Raw genomic sequence first — 20,510 nt, 5'->3', positions numbered from 1 at the left:
GAGCTAGGCCCAGCCCCCCCGCGTGGCGGCCCGCATCGACATGCGGCCCGCCACGCGGGCGCACAGGGGCACAGCTCAGGGCGCCAATTGAGTACCGCTACTCAGGCGCACCCCGCGGCCGAAGCCCCACGCTGGTGGCATGCTGTGGTCAGACCCTGAAGACGAGCCGCCGAAGGAACTGCGCGACGCGCAGGACATGATGCGGCGGCTCGGTCTCTTCATGGCCCTGGCCATGATCCTGGCCATGCTCGTCATCGGCCTGAGATGAGCCGGACGGCACCGCACCTGACTAACCTGGCCGCATGACTGCCAAGCCACGCCGCCGCCTGATCCTCGCCTCCGCCTCCCCCGCCCGGCTGGGCCTCCTGAGGCAGGCCGGCCTCGCACCGGAGGTGATCGTCAGCGGCGTCGACGAGGACGCCGTCACCGCGCCCACCCCGGCGGAACTGGCGCTCGCCCTGGCCGAGGCCAAGGCCTCGGTCGTGGCGGCGAAGCCGGAGGTGCAGGGCGCCCTCGTGATCGGCTGCGACTCGGTGCTGGAGCTGGACGGGCAGGCCCTGGGCAAGCCCGCCGACTCCGAAGAGGCGGCCGCCCGCTGGAAGGCGATGCGCGGGCGGGCCGGCACCCTCCAGACGGGGCACTGCGTCTGGGACACGGCGGCCAAGCGGTACGTGTCCGGGACCGCCTCCACCGTCGTCCGTTTCGGTGAGCCCAGCGACGAGGAGATCGCGGCGTACGTGGCGTCCGGCGAGCCCCTCTACGTCGCCGGGGCCTTCACCCTGGACGGCCGTTCGGCGCCGTTCATCGAGGGCATCGAGGGCGACCACGGCAATGTGATCGGCATCAGCCTGCCCCTGGTGCGCAAGCTGCTGGCCGAACTGAACGTCGGCATCACGGAGTTGTGGTCGCCGGACGAGTGATCCGGGCGGGCACGGAGCCCCGCGGCTCGCCGTGCCCGTCGTCCCCGCGCCGCGGCGCGTCCGTACGGGGCCCCGGTACGGCCGCCGGACCCGCTTCCGGGGCCGTGCCCGAGGCCGGGGCCGTGCCCGAGACCGGCTCGGCCTGCGTCCTCGGGTCGCCGCCTCGCCCCGCGTCCCCGCCGGAGGCACCCCGCCGCGGGCCGCCGTCCCGGTCGTACGTCATCAGGAGCAGGACGACGAGGCCGAGCACGACCACCATGAACAGGAACGCCGTCCAGCCGACCAGACCCCAGGCGAAGGCGCCCAGCAGGCCGTGGACGACCGCCACGCTGATCAGCAGGACGCGGCCGAAGCCCGCGGGGGCGCGGTCGCGTATCGCGACCAGGACGGCCACCAGCGCGCACAGCGCGAAGTAGAGCCCGAAGACGACGCCGCCGATCTTCGAGGACGTCGCCATCGTCGACGGGTCGAGGCCGGCCAGGGACATGTCCTGGCGGTCGACCACCACTCCGAGGAACCAGTTCAGCGCGGCGATGAAGACACCCTCCGCCAGAAGGACGACCGCCACGACCCATGCCACCGGTCTGCGCACCACCGGTCCCCACCCACTCTCGAGCCAGCTGCTTGTTACCCCAGGTACGTTCGAGCCATCGCGAACGCTACTAACGGGTAAACCCCGGGACAAGGGTTCGTGCGCCAGCAAAGAATCATTGGGCCATTCGTAGGGACTCGACAAAGAAACTGAGTGGGCCGCAGCACGCTCTCACAGAGACCTTGACCACATGACAGGGCTAGGGTTTCCCGGAGGAGACCTGCGTAGCCAAGGTGCGACAAGGCTTTTCGCGGGTCGAGCGAGCCTCGAATCACGCTCCGTGTGGGCAAGCTCACCATTGGGGACGGGTCGAAGTGCCGTGTCGGCAGTCCCTAAACTCGGCTTGTTTCAAGGAGGGAGCCTCAATCGTGCGCAAGGTGCTCATCGCCAACCGTGGCGAAATCGCTGTCCGCGTGGCCCGGGCCTGCCGGGACGCCGGGATCGCGAGCGTGGCCGTCTACGCGGACCCGGACCGGGACGCTCTGCATGTCCGCGCCGCGGATGAGGCGTTCGCCCTGGGCGGTGACACCCCGGCCACCAGCTACCTGGTCATCGACAAGATCCTGAACGCGGCGCGGGAGTCCGGCGCGGACGCCGTCCATCCGGGGTACGGCTTCCTCTCGGAGAACGCCGACTTCGCGCAGGCGGTCCTGGACGCCGGTCTGATCTGGATCGGCCCGCCGCCGCACGCGATCCGCGACCTGGGTGACAAGGTCGCCGCCCGGCACATCGCCCAGCGGGCCGGCGCCCCGCTGGTGGCCGGTACCCCCGATCCGGTGAGCGGCGCCGAGGAGGTCGTGGCCTTCGCCGAGGAGCACGGCCTGCCGATCGCGATCAAGGCCGCCTTCGGTGGCGGTGGCCGCGGTCTGAAGGTCGCCCGGACCCTCGAAGAGGTCCCCGAGCTGTACGACTCGGCGGTCCGCGAGGCGGTCGCCGCCTTCGGCCGCGGCGAGTGCTTCGTCGAGCGCTACCTGGACCGTCCGCGGCACGTCGAGACCCAGTGCCTGGCCGACAAGCACGGCAACGTGGTCGTCGTCTCCACCCGTGACTGCTCGCTGCAGCGCCGCCACCAGAAGCTCGTGGAGGAGGCCCCGGCGCCGTTCCTGTCCGACGAGCAGGTCGCCGAGCTGTACCGCGCCTCCAAGGCCATCCTGAAGGAGGCCGGCTACGAGGGCGCCGGCACCTGTGAGTTCCTGGTCGGCCAGGACGGCACGATCTCCTTCCTGGAGGTCAACACCCGCCTCCAGGTGGAGCACCCGGTGACCGAGGAGGTCGCCGGCATCGACCTGGTCCGCGAGATGTTCCGTATCGCCGACGGCGAGGAGCTGGGTTACGACGACCCGGCGCTGCGCGGACACTCGTTCGAGTTCCGCATCAACGGCGAGGACCCGGGCCGCAACTTCCTCCCGGCGCCCGGCACGGTCACCAGGTTCGACGCGCCGTCGGGCCCCGGTGTCCGGCTGGACGCGGGCGTGGAGTCCGGCTCGGTCATCGGCCCGGCGTGGGACTCGCTGCTCGCCAAGCTGATCGTGACCGGCCGCACCCGCAAGGAGGCCCTGGAGCGGGCCGCCCGCGCGCTGGACGAGTTCCAGGTCGAGGGCATGGCGACGGCGATCCCCTTCCACCGCGTGGTGGTCAGGGACCCGGCGTTCGCTCCCGAGCTGACCGGCTCCACCGACCCGTTCACGGTCCACACCCGCTGGATCGAGACCGAGTTCGTCAACGAGATCAAGGCCTTCGCCGCTCCCGCCGACACCGAGGCGGAGGAGGACACGGGCCGCGAGACGGTCGTCGTCGAGGTCGGCGGCAAGCGCCTCGAGGTCTCCCTGCCCTCGTCCCTCGGCATGTCCCTGGCCCGCACCGGCCTCGCGGCCGGCGCCAAGCCGAAGCGCCGCGCGGCCAAGAAGTCCGGCCCCGTCGCCTCCGGCGACACCCTCGCCTCCCCGATGCAGGGCACGATCGTCAAGGTCGCGGTCGAGGAGGGCCAGGAGGTCAAGGAGGGCGACCTGGTCGTCGTCCTGGAGGCCATGAAGATGGAACAGCCCCTGAACGCCCACAAGGCGGGCACCATCAAGGGCCTGAACGCCGAGGTCGGCGCCTCCATCACCTCGGGCGCGGTGATCTGCGAGATCAAGGACTGACGCAGGCTTCACACTGACGCCCGGCGGACCGGCCCTTCGGCCCGCCGGGCGTCACCCCTTTTCCGCGGGCCTCAGGGACTTCCCGGGGGCCTCAGGGACGGCCTTGCGAACCTCGGGGGCGTTCCCCAGGGCTCAGGGGCTTTCCCGGGGCTCGGCGTGCGACTCGAGTCCCTGAGGGCAGCCGGCCCACAGGGGCGCGGGGAACCGCGCGACGAGCCCAGGCACACCCGCACGCGCCCCGTGCGACGACCTCGAGGCCGACGGCGACCAGGCACCCTCAACGCACCCTCAGCGCCGCCGCAGATCAGCGACACGCCCCCGCTCAGCCGGCGCCGGCTCCCCGTACCCGGCCCCGGACCGGAGACCCATCCCCCTGCGCGGCCCCGGCAGCGGAGCGCGTCGCGCCGGGGCCTGCTCACCCCCCGGAACCGCTCCGTTCGCCCCCGCCACGGCGATCTGCACCCCCTGGTCGGCGAGAGCCTGCAACTCCATGCCGGCGCGGTCGTCGTTCGCGGGCGGCTCGTCGGTGACCAGGCGGGTGATGACGTCGGTCGGCACGGTCTGGAACATCGTGTCCGTCCCGAGCTTGGTGTGGTCGGCGAGGACCACGACCTCCGCGGCGGCCTGCACCAGCGCCCGGTCGACGGACGCCGAGAGCATGTTGGACGTGGACAGCCCGCGCTCGGCGGTGAGCCCGCTCCCGGACAGGAAGGCCTTCGACACGCGCAGCCCCTGCAGGGACTGCTCCGCGCCGGAGCCGACGAGGGCGTAGTTGGAGCCGCGCAGGGTGCCGCCGGTCATCACGACCTCCACCCGGTTGGCATGGGCCAACGCCTGGGCCACCAGCAAGGAGTTGGTGACGACGGTCAGGCCGGGCACCCGCGCGAGCCGGCGGGCCAGCTCCTGCGTGGTGGTACCCGCGCCGACCACGATGGCCTCGCCCTCTTCGACGAGGCCCGCCGCGAGGTCGGCGATGGCCGTCTTCTCGGCGGTCGCGAGATGGGACTTCTGCGGGAAGCCGGACTCTCGCGTGAACCCGCCCGGCAGTACCGCACCGCCGTGCCGGCGGTCGAGGAGTCCTTCGGCCTCCAGTGCCCGCACGTCCCGCCGTACGGTCACTTCGGAGGTCTGGACGACGCGGGCGAGCTCACGGAGCGACACGGCACCGTTCGCTCGCACCATTTCGAGGATCAATTGGCGACGTTCAGCAGCGAACACGAAACTGACAGTAACCCCAGCGACCGTCTGCTTTCAGCAGTTTGCGCCGAATAACAGAAGTTGTTCGTACGGCAGGGGCGGAAGTGGTATAGGACCTGTCCGCCGCGACTATGCCGTACGCACACGCGGCAACTCCCCGTGACCAGCGGGAAGTCGGATCCGGCCGTCAGGCCTCCGCACCCGCCTTGCGGGTGTGCAGCTGCCGGGCCACCTCGGCGATCGACCCCGAAAGGGAGGGGTACACCGTGAAGGCGTTCGCGATCTGTTCGACCGTCAGATTGTTGTCGACGGCGATCGAGATGGGGTGGATCAGTTCCGAGGCGCGGGGCGCGACGACCACACCGCCGACGACGATGCCCGTGCCCGGCCGGCAGAAGATCTTCACGAAGCCGTCGCGGATGCCCTGCATCTTGGCACGCGGGTTGCGCAGCAGGGGCAGCTTGACGACCCGGGCGTCGATCTTGCCCGCGTCCACGTCCGCCTGCGTGTAGCCGACCGTCGCGATCTCGGGGTCGGTGAAGACGTTGGAGGAGACCGTCTTCAGGTTCAGCGGGGCCACCGCGTCGCCGAGGAAGTGGTACATGGCGATACGTCCCTGCATGGCGGCGACGGACGCGAGGGCGAAGACCCCGGTCACGTCACCGGCCGCGTAGACACCGGGAGCGGTCGTCCTGGAGACCTTGTCGGTCCAGATGTGCCCCGACTCGCGCAGCTTGACCCCGGCCTCCTCCAGGCCGAGCCCCGCGCTGTTCGGAATGGCACCGACGGCCATCAGGCAGTGCGTGCCGCTGATGACACGCCCGTCGGCCAGCGTCACCTCCACCCGGTCGCCGACACGCTTGGCGGACTGGGCGCGGGAACGGGCCATGACGTTCATGCCGCGGCGCCGGAAGACGTCCTCCAGGACGGCGGCGGCGTCCGGGTCCTCGCCGGGCAGCACGCGGTCCCGGGACGACACGAGGGTGACCTTGGACCCGAGGGCCTGGTAGGCACCGGCGAACTCGGCACCGGTCACACCGGAGCCGACCACGATCAGCTCTTCCGGCAGCTCGGTGAGGTCGTAGACCTGGGTCCAGTTCAGGATGCGCTCGCCGTCGGGCTGGGCGTCGGGCAGCTCGCGCGGGTGACCGCCGGTGGCGATGAGGACGGCGTCGGCGGTGAGGGTCTCCTCGGTGCCGTCGGCGGCGGTGACGACGACCTTGCGGGACCCGTCGAGGGACTGCATGCCGTCCAGCCGGCCGCGGCCGCGCATGACCCGGGCGCCGGCACGTGTGACGGAGGCGGTGATGTCGTGGGACTGGGCGAGAGCCAGCCGCTTCACACGGCGGTTGACCTTCCCCAGGTCCACCCCGACCACCCGGGCGGCCTGCTCCAGCGGCGGCGTGTCGTCGGCGACGATGATCCCCAGCTCTTCGTACGACGAATCGAAGGTGGTCATCACCTCGGCCGTGGCGATGAGCGTCTTCGACGGCACGCAGTCGGTCAGCACCGACGCTCCGCCCAGACCGTCGCAGTCGACGACGGTCACCTCCGCACCGAGCTGGGCGGCCACCAGGGCCGCTTCGTATCCGCCGGGTCCGCCACCGATGATCACGATCCGAGTCACGTACTCCATTGTCCCGCACCCTTCAAGGTGCTACTGCCCCGGGGCGCACGGAAGCTTCGGCTGGGACACGAGTGACCCGCGTTACCCCTGCCGTACCCTCTCCCCATGTCGCTCTATGCCGCGTACGCCGGCAACCTCGACGCGGGTCTGATGTCCTTCCGCGCCCCGCACTCCCCGCTGCGCGCCACGGGCTGGCTGAACGGCTGGCGGCTGACGTTCGGCGGCGAGCACCTGGGCTGGGAGGGCGCGCTGGCGACGATCGTCGAGGACCCGCTCGCGCAGGTCTTCGTCGGCCTGTACGACATCGCGCCCATGGACGAGGAGCCCCTCGACCGGTGGGAAGGCGTGGGAGAGGACCTCTACCGCCGGGTGCGGGTGCGCGTGCACACCCTCGACGGCGAGGAGACGGCGTGGACGTACGTCCTCAACGGCTACGAGGGCGGCCTGCCGTCGGCGCACTACCTGGGTGAGATCGCCGACGCGGCGGAGTCCGCCGGGGCACCCCACGACTATGTGATGGAACTCCGCAAGCGTCCCTGCTGACGCCCCTCCGGCCGCCTCCCTGCGGGTTTGCCCGCTGTTTGTGGAAAACGACAAGGCAACGATTCCAATCCCGTGAGCTCCATCATCTACGCGCGTAGGCGAAGAGGGGCTACCCTCGTCGGCGTGAACGCATCTCTTCTTCCGGACGACATCCAGGGCGACCCCTACGCCGCCGCCGACGCCGCCGCCGCGCGCCTGCGCGAACTCACCGGCGCCGAGACCCACGACGTCGCCCTCGTGATGGGCTCCGGCTGGGCTCCGGCCGTCGACGCCCTGGGCGCACCCGACGCCGAGTTCCAGGTCACCGAGCTGCCCGGCTTCCCGCCGCCGGCCGTCGAGGGGCACGGCGGCAAGATCCGCTCGTACTCCTTCGGTGACAAGCGCGCGCTGGTCTTCCTGGGCCGCACGCACTACTACGAGGGCCGCGGCGTCGCCCCCGTCGCCCACGGCGTCCGCACCGCGGTGGCCGCCGGGTGCAAGACGATCGTCCTGACCAACGGCTGCGGCGGCCTGCGCGAGGGCATGCGCCCCGGTCAGCCGGTCCTCATCAGCGACCACATCAACCTGACGGCGACGTCCCCCATCGTCGGCGCGAACTTCGTCGACCTGACCGACCTGTACTCCCCCCGCCTGCGCGCCCTGTGCAAGGAGATCGACCCCTCCCTGGAGGAGGGCGTCTACGCGCAGTTCCCCGGCCCGCACTACGAGACCCCGGCCGAGATCCGCATGGCCCGCGTCATCGGCGCGGACCTGGTCGGCATGTCCACGGTCCTGGAGGCCATCGCCGCGCGCGAGGCGGGCGCCGAGGTGCTGGGCATCTCCCTGGTCACCAACCTGGCGGCCGGCATGACCGGCGAGCCCCTCAACCACGAGGAGGTCCTCCAGGCGGGCCGCGACTCGGCCGCGCGGATGGGCCAGCTGCTGGGCCAGGTACTGGGCAAGCTGTAAGCGGACGCGGGCGCTGCCGCGCCGGTGACGTGGCTCCCGTGCGTCCGCCTCCCGGCCGACCGAGCCGGGTGGGTGAACGGGGGTCCGGGGGCGGAGCCCCCAGGGGGACCAGGCAAACAAGGAGAGGTTGATCCCAAGGTGCACGACGATCTCATCGCCAAGGCCAAGGCATGGCTCGCCGAGGACCCGGACCAGGAGACTCGCGACGAACTGGCCGGGCTGATCGACGCCGGTGACGTGACGGAGCTGTCGGCCCGCTTCAGCGGCACCCTCCAGTTCGGTACCGCCGGTCTGCGGGGCGAGCTGGGCGCAGGCCCGATGCGCATGAACCGCTCGGTCGTCATCCGCGCCGCGGCCGGCCTCGCCGCGTACCTGAAGAACAAGGGCCAGACCGACGGGGTCGTCGTCATCGGCTACGACGCCCGCCACAAGTCCGCAGACTTCGCCCGGGACACCGCCGCCGTCATGACGGGCGCCGGCCTGCGCGCGGCCGTACTCCCCCGCCCCCTGCCCACCCCCGTCCTGGCCTTCGCCATAAGGCACCTCGGCGCGGTCGCGGGCGTCGAGGTCACCGCCAGCCACAACCCGCCCCGGGACAACGGTTACAAGGTCTACCTCGGCGACGGCTCCCAGATCGTGCCGCCGGCCGACGCGGAGATCGCCGCCGAGATCGACGCGATCGCCTCCCTGGACGACGTCCCCCGCCCGGACGCCGGCTGGGAGACCCTGGACGACACGGTCCTGGAGGCCTACCTGGCCCGCACGGACGCCGTGCTGTCCCCCGCCTCCCCCCGCACCGCCCGCACGGTCTACACGGCCATGCACGGCGTCGGCAAGGACGTCCTGCTCGCCGCGTTCGCCCGCGCCGGCTTCCCGGAGCCGGTGCTGGTCGCCGAGCAGGCCGAGCCGGACCCCGACTTCCCGACGGTGGCGTTCCCCAACCCGGAGGAGCCGGGCGCGATGGACCTCGCCTTCGCCCGGGCCCGCGCGACCGACCCGGACCTGGTCGTCGCCAACGACCCCGACGCCGACCGCTGCGCCGTGGCCGTCAAGGACGGCGACGACTGGCGCATGCTGCGCGGCGACGAGGTCGGGGCGCTCCTCGCCGCCCACCTGGTCCGGCGCGGGGCGCAGGGCACCTTCGCGGAGTCGATCGTCTCCTCCTCCCTCCTCGGCCGCATCGCCGAGAAGGCGAACCTCCCGTACGAGGAGACGCTGACCGGCTTCAAGTGGATCGCCCGCGTGGACGGCCTGCGCTACGGCTACGAGGAGGCCCTCGGCTACTGCGTGGACCCGGAGGGCGTGCGCGACAAGGACGGCATCACCGCCGCCCTGCTGATCACCGAGCTGGCGTCGGTCCTGAAGGAAGAGGGCCGCACCCTCCTCGACCTCCTGGACGACCTCGCCGTGGAGCACGGCCTGCACGCCACCGACCAGCTCTCCGTCCGCGTCCAGGACCTCTCCCTCATCGCCGACGCGATGCGCCGCCTGCGCGAGCAGCCGCCGACCGAGCTGGCCGGCCTGCCCATCACCCGCGCCGAGGACCTGACCCGGGGCACCGGCACACTGCCCCCCACGGACGGCCTGCGCTACACCCTCGAGGGTGCCCGCGTGATCGTCCGCCCGAGCGGCACCGAGCCGAAGCTGAAGTGCTACCTGGAGGTCGTCGTACCCGTCGCCGCCCACACCGGCCTGCCGGCCGCCCGGGCCCGCGCGACGGAACTCCTGACCACGATCAAGCGGGACCTGTCGGCGGCCGCCGGTATCTGACCCGTACACCACGAACGGGGTGCCCCGGCCGGGGCACCCCGTTTCGTTTCGTCAGCCGCGGCGCGGAACCGTGCGGGGCGGGCCCCCGCCGTGCCCGCCCGGGTCCGCAATCCACCGCTCGGCCGGGACCGGTGACACGGATGCGACGCCCGACGCGTCGGCCGGGAAGCCGGCGAACTCGTCCGGTGTGCGTACGGGGCGGGACCGCGCCCCGCCCGCCGGCCGCCCGCTCAGCCCATGGCCAGCAGAATCGCGAACAGAACCGCCCCCGCCAGGGCCGGTGCGACCACCTCGTACGCCCAGCGCACGGTGACCTCCCCCTGCGCGGACTCCGCCTCGCCCCGCCGGTCCAGCAGCTCCCGCAGTTCGTCCATGACCTGGTCGGTCTCCGCGCGGGTCGGTCCGGTCGTGGCACCGGTGCGCCCGGCGCCGCCGAGGGCGCCCAGGCCGCCGGCTCCCCGGCTCGCCGTCCCCCCGCCGCGCGCCGCCTCCGCCGCCCGCGCCTTGCGCGCCTCCGCCTTCTTGCGGGCCCGCAGCGAGACGGGAATGGACCACAGCTGGTACTTGGTGCCGGACTTGGCGACGACCTCGTTGGAGTAGCCGGAGCGCAGCGAGGCGACCTCGCCCCAGGGCAGGCTGACCACCCGGAACGGGTTGCGGATCCGCAGCCGGTCCTCGCCCGCGAAGACCGCCGGGCGGAGCGTGAAGGCGATCACCAGCGGTACCGCCAGGATCATTCCGGCGAGCGCCAGCCACGGTGTGCGGCCGTGGCCCTGGAACAGCGCGTCGAAGCCGAGCCAGCCGACGACGAGGAGCAGCAGCACGCCGCCCGCGAGGGCCATGGGGGAGCGATAGATCCGGTCCTGGTGGGCGGGCACCGGAGGCTGTGACGCGGGTGACTGGTGGTCCGGGGTCGTCATGGTCCCGATTCTGCATGACGTCGGCGCCGGTGCCTCCATGAGGCCCGGCACCGGCGCTCATCCGTGATCTCCAGGTGTGAGATGAGCGCCGACCGTGCCCCGGGGCTATACATCCGCTACGCGCGTAGATATGCTCGTCTGGTGACCATGCCCACTACCGCACCCACAGCTCACGCTCTCTCGGACGTCACCGCGTCCGACAGCACGCTGCGCCGCTTCCTGCACGGGCTGCCCGGCGTCGACGCGGTCGGCCTGGAGGCGCGCGCCGCCTCTCTCGGCACCCGTTCCATCAAGACCACCGCGAAGGCGTACGCCATCGACCTCGCCATCTCGATGGTCGACCTGACGACGCTGGAAGGCGCGGACACCCCGGGCAAGGTCCGGGCGCTCGGCGCCAAGGCGGTCCACCCCGACCCGACGGACCGTACGACCCCGGCCACGGCCGCGGTCTGCGTGTACCCCGACATGGTGGCCGCCGCCAAGGAGGCCGTCGCCGGCTCCGACGTCAAGGTCGCCTCGGTCGCCACCGCCTTCCCGGCCGGCCGCGCCGCCCTCGACATCAAGCTGGCCGACGTCCGTGACGCCGTCGCCGCGGGCGCCGACGAGATCGACATGGTCATCGACCGGGGCGCGTTCCTGGCCGGCAGGTACCTGAAGGTGTACGACGAGATCGTCGCCGTGAAGGAGGCCTGCGGCGACAGCGCCCGCCTGAAGGTCATCTTCGAGACCGGCGAGCTGTCGACGTACGACAACATCCGGCGCGCCTCCTGGCTCGGCATGCTCGCCGGTGCCGACTTCATCAAGACCTCGACCGGCAAGGTGGCCGTCAACGCCACCCCCGCGAACACGCTCCTCATGCTGGAGGCCGTACGGGACTTCCGCGCCCAGACCGGCGTCCAGGTCGGCGTGAAGCCCGCCGGCGGCATCCGCACCTCCAAGGACGCCATCAAGTTCCTCGTCCTCGTCAACGAGACGGCCGGCGCGGACTGGCTGGACAACCACTGGTTCCGCTTCGGCGCCTCCTCGCTCCTGAACGACCTGCTGATGCAGCGTCAGAAGCTGGCCACCGGCCGCTACTCCGGCCCCGACTACGTGACGGTGGACTGATCACCATGACCGAAAAGATCACGGAAAAGCGGTCCTCCGCATTCGAGTACGCGCCGGCGCCCGAGTCCCGCTCGGTCGTCGACATCGCCCCCTCCTACGGCCTGTTCATCGACGGCGAGTTCGCCGACGCGGCCGACGGCAAGGTCTTCAAGACCGTCTCGCCGTCGACGGAGGAGGTCCTGTCCGAGGTCGCCCAGGCCGGTTCCGAGGACGTCGACCGTGCGGTGAAGGCCGCCCGCAGGGCCTTCGAGAAGTGGTCCGCGCTGCCCGGCTCCGAGCGCGCCAAGTACCTCTTCCGCATCGCCCGCATCATCCAGGAGCGCAGCCGCGAACTGGCCGTCCTGGAGACGCTGGACAACGGCAAGCCGATCAAGGAGACGCGCGACGCCGACCTGCCCCTGGTGGCCGCGCACTTCTTCTACTACGCGGGCTGGGCCGACAAGCTCGACCACGCCGGCTTCGGCGCGAACCCGCGTCCGCTGGGCGTGGCCGGCCAGGTCATCCCCTGGAACTTCCCGCTGCTGATGCTGGCCTGGAAGATCGCCCCGGCCCTCGCGACCGGCAACACGGTCGTGCTCAAGCCGGCGGAGACCACACCGCTGTCCGCCCTGTTCTTCGCGGACATCTGCCGCCAGGCCGGCCTGCCCAGGGGTGTCGTCAACATCCTCCCGGGCTACGGCGACACGGGGGCCGCGCTGGTCGCGCACCCGGACGTGAACAAGGTGGCCTTCACCGGCTCCACGGCCGTGGGCAAGGCGATCGCGCGGACCGTCGCGGGCACCCGCAAGAAGCTCACCCTCGAACTGGGCGGCAAGGGCGCCAACATCGTCTTCGACGACGCCCCGATCGACCAGGCGGTGGAGGGGATCGTCAACGGGATCTTCTTCAACCAGGGCCAGGTCTGCTGCGCGGGCAGCCGCCTGCTCGTCCAGGAGTCGATCCAGGACGAGCTGCTGGACTCGCTCAAGCGCCGCCTGTCGACCCTCCGGCTCGGCGACCCGCTGGACAAGAACACCGACATCGGCGCGATCAACTCCGCCGAGCAGCTGGCCCGGATCACCGCGCTGGCCGAGCAGGGCGAGGCGGAGGGCGCCGAGCGCTGGTCCCCGGCCTGTGAACTGCCCGCCTCCGGCTACTGGTTCGCCCCGACGCTGTTCACGAACGTCACCCAGGCGCACACCATCGCCCGCGACGAGATCTTCGGCCCGGTGCTGTCGGTCCTGACCTTCCGTACGCCCGACGAGGCCGTCGCCAAGGCCAACAACACCCAGTACGGCCTCTCCGCCGGCATCTGGACCGAGAAGGGCTCCCGGATCCTGGCCGTCGCGAACAAGCTGCGTGCCGGCGTCGTCTGGTCCAACACGTTCAACAAGTTCGACCCGACCTCGCCGTTCGGCGGCTACAAGGAGTCGGGCTTCGGCCGCGAGGGCGGCCGCCACGGCCTGGAGGCGTACCTCGATGTCTGAGCAGAACCGTCTGAGCGTCTTCAAGACCTACAAGCTGTACGTCGGCGGGAAGTTCCCGCGTTCCGAGAGCGGCCGGGTGTACGAGGTGACCGACTCGAAGGGCAAGTGGCTGGCCAACGCTCCCCTCTCCTCCCGCAAGGACGCCCGGGACGCGGTGGTGGCCGCGCGCAAGGCGTTCGGCGGCTGGTCCGGCGCGACCGCCTACAACCGCGGCCAGGTCCTCTACCGCGTCGCGGAGATGCTGGAGGGCCGCCGGGAGCAGTTCGTGCGCGAGGTCGCGGACGCCGAGGGCCTGTCGAAGTCGAAGGCGGCCGCGGTGGTGGACGCCGCGATCGACCGCTGGGTCTGGTACGCGGGCTGGACCGACAAGATCGCCCAGGTGACCGGTGGTGCCAACCCGGTCGCGGGCCCGTTCTTCAACCTCTCCTCGCCCGAGCCGACCGGCGTGGTCGCCGTCCTGGCCCCGCAGGAGTCGTCCCTCCTGGGCCTGGTGTCGGTCGTGGCCCCGGTGATCGCCACCGGCAACACGGCGGTCGTGGTCGCCTCCGAGAAGGCGCCGCTGCCCGCTCTCTCCCTGGCCGAGGTACTGGCCACCTCCGACGTCCCGGGCGGCGTGGTCAACGTCCTGTCCGGCCGTACGGCGGAGATCGCGGCGCCGCTGGCCGCGCACCAGGACGTCAATGCGATCGACCTCGCGGGCGCCGGCGAGGAGCTGGCAAAGGAGCTGGAGATCGCGGCGGCGGACAACCTGAAGCGCGCACTGCGTCCACAGGCTGTGGATTACTTCGAGACGCCGGGCATCGACCGGATGACGGCGTTCCTGGAGACCAAGACGGTCTGGCACCCGACGGGTTCGCTGGGCGCTTCCGGCTCGTCGTACTGAGCCGCGTCCGCGGCCACCACGGCCGAGAGCCGCGTCTTCCCCCCGTCCGGGGGAGACGCGGCTCTCTCGTGTGCCACCGGCAGGCTCAGGCCCCGCCGCCCAGCAGTCCGCCGACCGTCCGCTCCAGCGCCGGTACGACGCCGACCGTCCCGGTCTCGACGAGCGGGCCGGTGTATCCGGAGACGTCGCCGTCGTCCGCCCGGCCGGAGGTGACGTTGCCGACGGGGGTGTACTGGAGGGCCTGGACGGGGACGGTGGCGTACCGCAGTCCGCCGGTCGCGCCCTGCACGGCGGCCTGCGGGGCCGTCGGCCCGAAGGAGGCGGCGGGCCGCCAGGGCACCTCCGCGAGGCGAGCGGCGTCCGCGCCCGCGGAGGCCGTCGCCGCACCCGCGCCCAGCGCCGCCGAGGTGGTCGCGAGGACGATCAGGGCCCGCTTCGCGGTGTGGTTGAGGGGGTGTCGTGCCATCCAGGGGCCACCTTTGATTGCATGAAGTAACAAGGTCGACACGAAGAGTAGTTGAGGCGGGAGTCACGCTCAAAAGCCGACCCGCGGGGTCGGCAGGCGGCTCCCCATGCGTCAAACTGGTGTTCCGTGAGCCTTCATCTCCCGTCCCCCGCCCGAGTCGTCCTGCTGTGCGGCCCCTCGGGCTCGGGCAAGTCCCTCGTCGCCGCCCGCTCCGGGCTCCCCGTGCTGCGCCTCGACGACTTCTACAAGGAGGGCGACGACCCGACTCTGCCGCAGGTGGCGGGGAGTTCGGACATCGACTGGGACCACCCCGGGTCGTGGGACGCGGACGTCGCCGTCGAGGCCATCATCCGCCTGTGCGCCACCGGGTCGACGCCGGTTCCGGTGTACGACATCGCGCTGAGCGCCCGTACGGGCGAGGAGACGCTGCACATCGGCCGTACCCCGCTGTTCGTCGCGGAAGGCGTCTTCGCCGCGGAGATCGTCGAGCGCTTGCGGGAACGGGGCGTGCTGGCCGACGCGCTGTGTCTGACCCGGGGTCCGGTCACCACGTTCCGCCGCCGGTTCCTGCGCGACCTGAAGGAGGGGCGCAAGTCGGTGCCGTTCCTGCTGCGCCGCGGCTGGCGGCTGATGCGCGCGGAGCGGTCGATCGTCGCCCGCCAGGTGTCCCTGGGCGCGCATCCGTGCGACCGGGACGAGGCTCTCGGCCGGCTCGCGGCGGCGGCCGCGGGACGGCAGGTGCGCCGCCGGACGGCGGTGTGACCGGCGTACGAACGGCCTGACCGGCGCACGGACCGGCACCGGTGGCGTGCGCAACGCAAAACGGGACTGGTCGGACCCCCCGGCCCGCCAGTCCCGTTCCTCTTGCTCCCCCGTACCCCTCCCCCAGGGTTCCCCCGTGTCTCCCCCGTTCCCCCCGGGTCACCCCCCAGTGACCCCTGACCTTCAGGCGACAAGTTCGCCGAAGGCGTCCTCCTGGTCACGGCCGAAGCTGAGGACCTCGTCCTCGCGCAGCCGGCGGAGCGACCGCCAGATGCTGGACTTCACCGTGCCCACACTGATGTCGAGGATCTCCGCGATCTCCGGGTCCGTGCGGCCCTCGTAGTAGCGCAGGACCAGCATGGTGCGCTGGAGCTCGGGCAGCCGGGCCAGCGCCTGCCACAGGACCGCGCGCAGCTCGGTGCCGCGCATCGCGTCCGTGTCGGAGGGCGTCTCCGGCAGTTCCTCGGTCGGGTACTCGTTGAGCTTGCGGCGCCGCCAGGCGCTGATGTGCAGGTTGGTCATGGTGCGGCGGAGATAGCCGCCGACCGCCGCCTTGTCGCTGATCCGCTCCCACGCCCTGTACGTCGAGAACAGCGCGCTCTGCAGCAGGTCCTCGGCCTCGAAGCGGTCGCCGGTCAGGTGGTAGGCGGTGGCGTACAGGGAGGCGCGGCGCTCCTGGACGTAGGCGGTGAACTCCGCCTCCGTCAGTGAGCGGCGCTGCTCCCCCGAGTCCTCCCTGTACGCGGTTCCCCCGTGCGTTTCCCCCGTGTGCGCGTCCACCACCGACATGTATGCCGGGTGCTGACGCCCGGTGCCGCGAGCGCACCCCCGCCCGCTCACGGCACCGGACTTCTCGGAACCCCGGTGCACGTCGTGCAGACGCGTGACTACGGCGCTGGTGCTGATGCTGTGCAGCGTGTTCATCTCGCGCTCCCCGTCGTGTACTTGCGGTGGTTCGGTCGTGCCCGGGCCGGTTCGGATGGCCGCCCTGCCCGTGCCCAAAAGACTGCCGGGGCCACTTCATGGACGTGTCCGCCGACTGTCACAGACCTGTCACAGGGGTCCGGCCCAGGCGCGTCACAGGAAGTGCACCGTGTGTGGCGGTAGGAAGGGCCTGGTGCGCGCAGGTCGTACGACACCCCGTCCATGGGCCAGAATGAGCCCGTGCCTTCCCTGTTGCTGATCGAGGACGACGACGCCATCCGTACGGCCCTGGAGCTCTCCCTGACGCGCCAGGGACACCGGGTGGCCACCGCTGCCAGCGGTGAGGACGGTCTGAAGCTGCTGCGCGAACAGCGGCCCGACCTGATCGTGCTGGACGTGATGCTGCCCGGCATCGACGGCTTCGAGGTGTGCCGGCGCATCCGGCGCACCGACCAGCTGCCGATCATCCTGCTGACCGCGCGCAACGACGACATCGACGTCGTGGTCGGACTGGAGTCCGGCGCCGACGACTATGTCGTCAAGCCGGTCCAGGGCCGGGTGCTGGACGCCCGGATCCGGGCCGTGCTGCGGCGCGGTGAACGCGAGTCCAGCGATTCGGCGACCTTCGGCAGCCTGGTCATCGACCGCTCGGCGATGACCGTGACGAAGAACGGCGAGGATCTGCAGCTGACCCCGACCGAGCTGAGGCTGCTGCTGGAGCTGAGCCGGCGGCCCGGTCAGGCGCTGTCCCGGCAGCAGTTGCTGCGGCTGGTGTGGGAGCACGACTATCTCGGTGACTCGCGGCTCGTGGACGCCTGTGTGCAGCGGCTGCGCGCCAAGGTCGAGGACGTGCCGTCGTCCCCGACGCTGATCCGTACCGTCCGTGGTGTCGGCTACCGCCTGGACGTCCCTCAGTGACCGACAGACAAGGGGGGCTGCGCGGGTGGTCCGCGCGGCGCAGGGGAAGTCTGTCGCGGCTCAGGTTCACCAGCCTCCGGCTGCGCCTGGTCGTGGTTTTCGCACTGGTCGCGCTCACCGCGGCGGTGTCCGCGTCCGGCATCGCCTACTGGCTGAACCGGGAGGCGGTCCTCACCCGCGCCCAGGACGCGGTGCTGCGCGACTTCCGGCAGGAGATGCAGAACCGCGCGGGCGCACTGCCGGAACACCCCACGCAGGACCAGCTCCAGCGCGCGGCGGGCCAGATGGCGGCCGGCAGCCAGCACTTCAGCGTGCTCCTGGTCGCCCAGGACGCCGGCGGCAAGACGGTGTACGGCAACTCGGGCGGCATCAACGGCTTCGCGCTGGAGGACGTACCGAAGCCGCTGCGCACGGCCGTGGCCAAGCGGCAGAAGGTGACCGACGCCAACCGGGAGCCGTACCACCTGTACTGGCAGCGGGTCGTGGACCACGGCACGCCCTATCTGGTGGCCGGCACGCGCGTCATAGGCGGCGGCCCGACCGGCTACATGGCGAAGTCCCTGGAGCCGGAGGCCAAGGACCTCAACTCGCTCGCCTGGTCGCTGGGCATCGCCACCGGGCTCGCGCTGATCGGCGCGGCGCTGCTCGCGCAGGCCGCCGCCACGACCGTGCTGAAGCCGGTGCACCGGCTCGGGGTGGCCGCCCGGCGGCTCGGCGAGGGCAGACTGGACACGCGGCTGCGGGTGTCCGGCACGGACGAACTCGCGGATCTGTCCCGGACGTTCAACAACGCGGCCGAGGCCCTGGAGCAGCGGGTCGCGGAGATGGCCGCGCGGGACGAGGCCTCGCGGCGCTTCGTCGCCGACATGAGCCACGAGCTGCGGACACCGCTGACCGCCATCACCGCCGTGACGGAGGTGCTGGAGGAGGAGCTGGAGTTCGAGTCCGGGAGCATCGACCCGATGATCGAGCCCGCGGTACGGCTGGTCGTCAGCGAGACCCGCCGCCTGAACGACCTGGTCGAGAACCTGATGGAGGTCACCCGCTTCGACGCGGGCACCGCCCGGCTGGTGCTGGACGACGTCGACGTCGCCGACCAGATCACCGCCTGCATCGACGCCCGGGCCTGGCTGGACGCGGTCGACCTGGACGCCGAGCGCGGCATCCACGCCCGCCTCGATCCGCGCCGGCTGGACGTCATCCTCGCCAACCTGATCGGCAACGCCCTCAAGCACGGCGGATCGCCGGTGCGGGTGTCGGTGCGGGTGTCGGACGACTCGATGGTGATCCGGGTCCGCGACCACGGACCCGGCATCCCCGAGGACGTCCTGCCGCACGTCTTCGACCGCTTCTACAAGGCGAGCGCCTCCCGGCCGCGCTCCGAGGGCAGCGGTCTGGGCCTGTCCATCGCCATGGAGAACGCCCACATCCACGGCGGCGAGATCACCGCCGCCAACTCGCCCGACGGCGGCGCGGTGTTCACCCTCACGCTGCCACGGGACGCCTCCCGGCTGACGGAGGAGGCGGACGGGGACACGCAGAAGGACAAGCAGGAAACCGACGACAGTCCAGGGGAGGAGGGGTCATGACCGCGCGGACCGTGAGACGACGCCGGGCCGTGAGACGACGCCTGTCGGCGCTGCCCCTCCTGGCTCTGCTGCTCACCGGCTGCGGCATCCGGGCCACCCAGGTGCCGACCGACTTCGGCGCGGCGCCCTCCCGGGTGCCGTGCTCGCTGGCCGGGCCGAACCCGGCCGTGCAGTCCTCGCAGGGGGTGCCCGTGCAGGTCTTCCTGCTGTGCGGGGCCTCCCTGGTGACCGTCGACCGGACGGTACGCGTCCCCGAGGGCACCCCGGACGCGCGGCGCCGGGTCATCGTGGCGCAGGGGCTGCTGGACCAGCTGGCCGCGGCCCCCTCCGCCGCAGAGCGCTCCGCCGGCTATGCGACGTACGTGCCGGGCGGTCTCGGCGTGAGCGGGCCCGGCCCGGGCGACCCCGAGGACACCCTCCGGCTGAGCACGGCACCGTCGCGTCTCACCTCCTACGCCCTGGCCCAGCTGGTGTGCACCCTGTCCGACTCGGCGGCGACGGAGGGCGACGGCTCGGTCATCCTGGGCGGCCCGGCCAAGGTCACGCTGCGCCGCTACGAATGCACGGACGAGGTCCGCGACCGCCCCGGAAGCGTCCAGCCCCCCTCCAGCGAGGTCGGACGCAAGTAGCGGGCCCCGGCCGTGGGGACGCGGGCCGTCCCCGGCTGCGGGTCCCGTCCGGCCGCTCGCGCGGTCGCCGGCGCCCCTCCGGGGCGCTTCCCAGCCGCCGCGGGCCACGGCGCCCACGGAAAGTTGCGGTGCGGAACCGTTCGTACCCGGGGCTGCGTCTTGGGGTGCGTGCAGCGTCAAGGCTCCATCGGCGGCAGCGCCGCGATCCGTATTCAGGTGACAGGGGGTGTCCTCCTCGTCGCCCACCTCGCCCTCGTGGCCTGGCTGATGCTGCGACCCCTGGACGTGCCCTGGGTGACACCCCCCAACCTGCACCCACTCGCCGGCATCCGGGCCGATCTGGCCCTGGGCTGGCCGCGGGCCGCGAGACCCCTCGGGGAGGGACTGGCACTGCTCGCCCCGCTCGGCGTGCTGTTGCCGATGGCCCACGGCAGGCTCGCCGTCTCCCCGCTCGCCTCCCTGATCCGTACGGCCGCCGCGGCCGCCCTGATCTCCCTCGGCATCGCCCTGCTGCAGACCGGCGTACCCGGCAGGGTCGTGGACGTCGACTCGGTGCTGCTCAACACCACCGGGGTGATCCTGGCCCACCTGCTCGTCGTGCCCGCCGGCCGCGCCCGGCTGCGCAGGCGCGAGACGCACGAGCACGCCGGGACCGAGCCGTTCACCGTCCAGGAGGAGCTGTCTCAGGGACGTACCCCGACGATTCCCAGGGTCGGAATAGCTCCGTAGAGTGACGCTTCGCCCGCTTCGTCTCCGTACCGTCGAAGACAGCTGAAGACACCCGACGACAGCGAACCGACGACACGGAGGAGTCGACATGAGCGCCCTTGTCCGTCCCACCCACGGCCGCGTGCTCGGCGGAGTGTGCGCAGCGCTGGCACGGCGCTTCGGCACCTCCGCGACGACGATGCGCGTGATCTTCCTGCTGTCCTGTCTGCTGCCCGGCCCGCAGTTCCTGCTCTACATAGCGCTGTGGATCCTGCTGCCGGCGGAGGACAGGACGCGTACCGCCTGGTGACCGCACGCCGTGCGCGAAAACGCCGTCGGGGCGCCCCCGAGGTCTGTCAGGATGGATACATGGGTCATCCGGTGGAGCGCGAGTCTGGAG

Annotated in this window: 20 protein-coding genes and 1 pseudogene; 15 read left to right on the top strand and 6 right to left on the bottom strand. The window is 71.8% G+C overall.

Annotation, left to right across the window (positions count from 1 at the left end; all coding sequences use genetic code 11):
- The first annotated feature begins 139 nt into the window (after positions 1-139).
- Both mmpB and ACWC94_RS24575 read left to right on the top strand, forming a co-directional pair.
- Entirely contained in the window at positions 140-268 is a 129-nt protein-coding gene (mmpB, locus tag ACWC94_RS24580; RefSeq protein WP_351238713.1) for a morphogenic membrane protein MmpB, read from the top strand.
- Positions 269-302: 34 nt separating this feature from the next.
- Positions 303-920: a Maf family protein gene (locus ACWC94_RS24575; RefSeq protein WP_450799064.1), complete on the top strand. Its 618-nt coding sequence runs from the start codon at positions 303-305 to the stop codon at positions 918-920.
- Between the two features lie 115 nt (positions 921-1,035).
- Here ACWC94_RS24575 and ACWC94_RS24570 read toward each other — a convergent pair.
- Positions 1,036-1,515 (bottom strand): annotated as a pseudogene (locus ACWC94_RS24570) (hypothetical protein); the annotation flags it as partial.
- 365 nt (positions 1,516-1,880) lie between these two features.
- Here ACWC94_RS24570 and ACWC94_RS24565 point away from each other — a divergent pair.
- Positions 1,881-3,653, top strand: a complete 1,773-nt coding sequence (locus tag ACWC94_RS24565) for an acetyl/propionyl/methylcrotonyl-CoA carboxylase subunit alpha (protein WP_450799063.1) — start codon at positions 1,881-1,883, stop codon at positions 3,651-3,653.
- 288 nt (positions 3,654-3,941) lie between these two features.
- Here the strand turns inward: ACWC94_RS24565 and ACWC94_RS24560 are convergent, their stop codons facing one another.
- Together ACWC94_RS24560 and ACWC94_RS24555 are read right to left on the bottom strand one after the other, a co-directional pair.
- Positions 3,942-4,871, bottom strand: a complete 930-nt coding sequence (locus tag ACWC94_RS24560) for a DeoR/GlpR family DNA-binding transcription regulator (protein ID WP_450799062.1) — start codon at positions 4,869-4,871, stop codon at positions 3,942-3,944.
- 166 nt (positions 4,872-5,037) lie between these two features.
- Entirely contained in the window at positions 5,038-6,486 is a 1,449-nt protein-coding gene (locus ACWC94_RS24555) for an NAD(P)H-quinone dehydrogenase (RefSeq protein ID WP_450799061.1), read from the bottom strand.
- Between the two features lie 96 nt (positions 6,487-6,582).
- On the opposite strand from ACWC94_RS24555, the gene ACWC94_RS24550 reads away from it, so the two are divergent.
- The 3 genes from ACWC94_RS24550 to ACWC94_RS24540 all read left to right on the top strand — a co-directional run bounded on the left by ACWC94_RS24550 (position 6,583) and on the right by ACWC94_RS24540 (position 9,738).
- Positions 6,583-7,020, top strand: coding sequence for a gamma-glutamylcyclotransferase (locus tag ACWC94_RS24550; RefSeq protein ID WP_450799059.1), 438 nt, complete (start codon positions 6,583-6,585; stop codon positions 7,018-7,020).
- A 123-nt stretch (positions 7,021-7,143) separates the two neighbouring features.
- A complete protein-coding gene (locus ACWC94_RS24545) occupies positions 7,144-7,968 on the top strand; it encodes a purine-nucleoside phosphorylase (RefSeq protein WP_450799058.1) in 825 nt (274 codons plus the stop codon).
- Between the two features lie 138 nt (positions 7,969-8,106).
- Entirely contained in the window at positions 8,107-9,738 is a 1,632-nt protein-coding gene (locus tag ACWC94_RS24540; protein WP_450799057.1) for a phospho-sugar mutase, read from the top strand.
- A 230-nt stretch (positions 9,739-9,968) separates the two neighbouring features.
- On the opposite strand, the gene ACWC94_RS24535 is transcribed toward ACWC94_RS24540, so the two are convergent.
- Positions 9,969-10,658, bottom strand: a complete 690-nt coding sequence (locus ACWC94_RS24535) for a PH domain-containing protein (protein WP_450799056.1) — start codon at positions 10,656-10,658, stop codon at positions 9,969-9,971.
- Between the two features lie 147 nt (positions 10,659-10,805).
- Between ACWC94_RS24535 and deoC the strand changes: the two genes are divergently transcribed.
- Genes deoC through ACWC94_RS24520 form a run of 3 tightly spaced genes read left to right on the top strand, consistent with a single transcriptional unit; the run spans position 10,806 to position 14,114 of the window.
- Positions 10,806-11,765 (top strand): deoxyribose-phosphate aldolase, encoded by a 960-nt coding sequence (gene deoC / locus ACWC94_RS24530; protein ID WP_450799177.1) that lies wholly within the window; start codon positions 10,806-10,808, stop codon positions 11,763-11,765.
- 5 nt (positions 11,766-11,770) lie between these two features.
- A complete protein-coding gene (locus ACWC94_RS24525; RefSeq protein WP_450799055.1) occupies positions 11,771-13,231 on the top strand; it encodes an aldehyde dehydrogenase family protein in 1,461 nt (486 codons plus the stop codon).
- Positions 13,224-14,114 (top strand): aldehyde dehydrogenase family protein, encoded by an 891-nt coding sequence (locus ACWC94_RS24520; protein ID WP_450799054.1) that lies wholly within the window; start codon positions 13,224-13,226, stop codon positions 14,112-14,114. The genes ACWC94_RS24525 and ACWC94_RS24520 overlap by 8 nt, the downstream gene beginning before the upstream one ends.
- Positions 14,115-14,199: 85 nt before the next feature.
- On the opposite strand, the gene ACWC94_RS24515 is transcribed toward ACWC94_RS24520, so the two are convergent.
- Entirely contained in the window at positions 14,200-14,580 is a 381-nt protein-coding gene (locus ACWC94_RS24515; RefSeq protein WP_450799053.1) for a hypothetical protein, read from the bottom strand.
- 126 nt (positions 14,581-14,706) lie between these two features.
- On the opposite strand from ACWC94_RS24515, the gene ACWC94_RS24510 reads away from it, so the two are divergent.
- The gene (locus tag ACWC94_RS24510; RefSeq protein WP_450799052.1) at positions 14,707-15,342 is read left to right on the top strand and encodes a uridine kinase family protein; all 636 of its coding nucleotides are present in this window, start codon (positions 14,707-14,709) and stop codon (positions 15,340-15,342) included.
- 183 nt (positions 15,343-15,525) lie between these two features.
- Here ACWC94_RS24510 and ACWC94_RS24505 read toward each other — a convergent pair whose 3' ends face one another.
- A complete protein-coding gene (locus tag ACWC94_RS24505) occupies positions 15,526-16,266 on the bottom strand; it encodes a SigE family RNA polymerase sigma factor (RefSeq protein WP_450799051.1) in 741 nt (246 codons plus the stop codon).
- A gap of 240 nt (positions 16,267-16,506) precedes the next feature.
- Between ACWC94_RS24505 and afsQ1 the strand changes: the two genes are divergently transcribed.
- The 5 genes from afsQ1 (at position 16,507) to ACWC94_RS24480 (ending at position 20,420) form a co-directional block, all read left to right on the top strand.
- Positions 16,507-17,184 (top strand): two-component system response regulator AfsQ1, encoded by a 678-nt coding sequence (gene afsQ1, locus ACWC94_RS24500; RefSeq protein ID WP_159399211.1) that lies wholly within the window; start codon positions 16,507-16,509, stop codon positions 17,182-17,184.
- A complete protein-coding gene (locus ACWC94_RS24495; protein ID WP_450799050.1) occupies positions 17,181-18,773 on the top strand; it encodes an ATP-binding protein in 1,593 nt (530 codons plus the stop codon). Before afsQ1 ends, ACWC94_RS24495 begins: the two co-directional genes overlap by 4 nt.
- On the top strand, positions 18,770-19,402 hold the full coding sequence (locus ACWC94_RS24490) for a hypothetical protein (protein ID WP_450799049.1): 633 nt from the start codon (positions 18,770-18,772) through the stop codon (positions 19,400-19,402). The genes ACWC94_RS24495 and ACWC94_RS24490 overlap by 4 nt, the downstream gene beginning before the upstream one ends.
- A gap of 168 nt (positions 19,403-19,570) precedes the next feature.
- Positions 19,571-20,131, top strand: coding sequence for a VanZ family protein (locus ACWC94_RS24485; protein WP_450799048.1), 561 nt, complete (start codon positions 19,571-19,573; stop codon positions 20,129-20,131).
- Positions 20,132-20,219: 88 nt separating this feature from the next.
- On the top strand, positions 20,220-20,420 hold the full coding sequence (locus ACWC94_RS24480) for a PspC domain-containing protein (protein WP_450799047.1): 201 nt from the start codon (positions 20,220-20,222) through the stop codon (positions 20,418-20,420).
- Positions 20,421-20,510: the final 90 nt, after the last annotated feature.

It is taken from the genome of Streptomyces sp. NPDC001135 (assembly GCF_053598395.1).
This window is presented reverse-complemented; position numbering and strand designations above follow the sequence as displayed.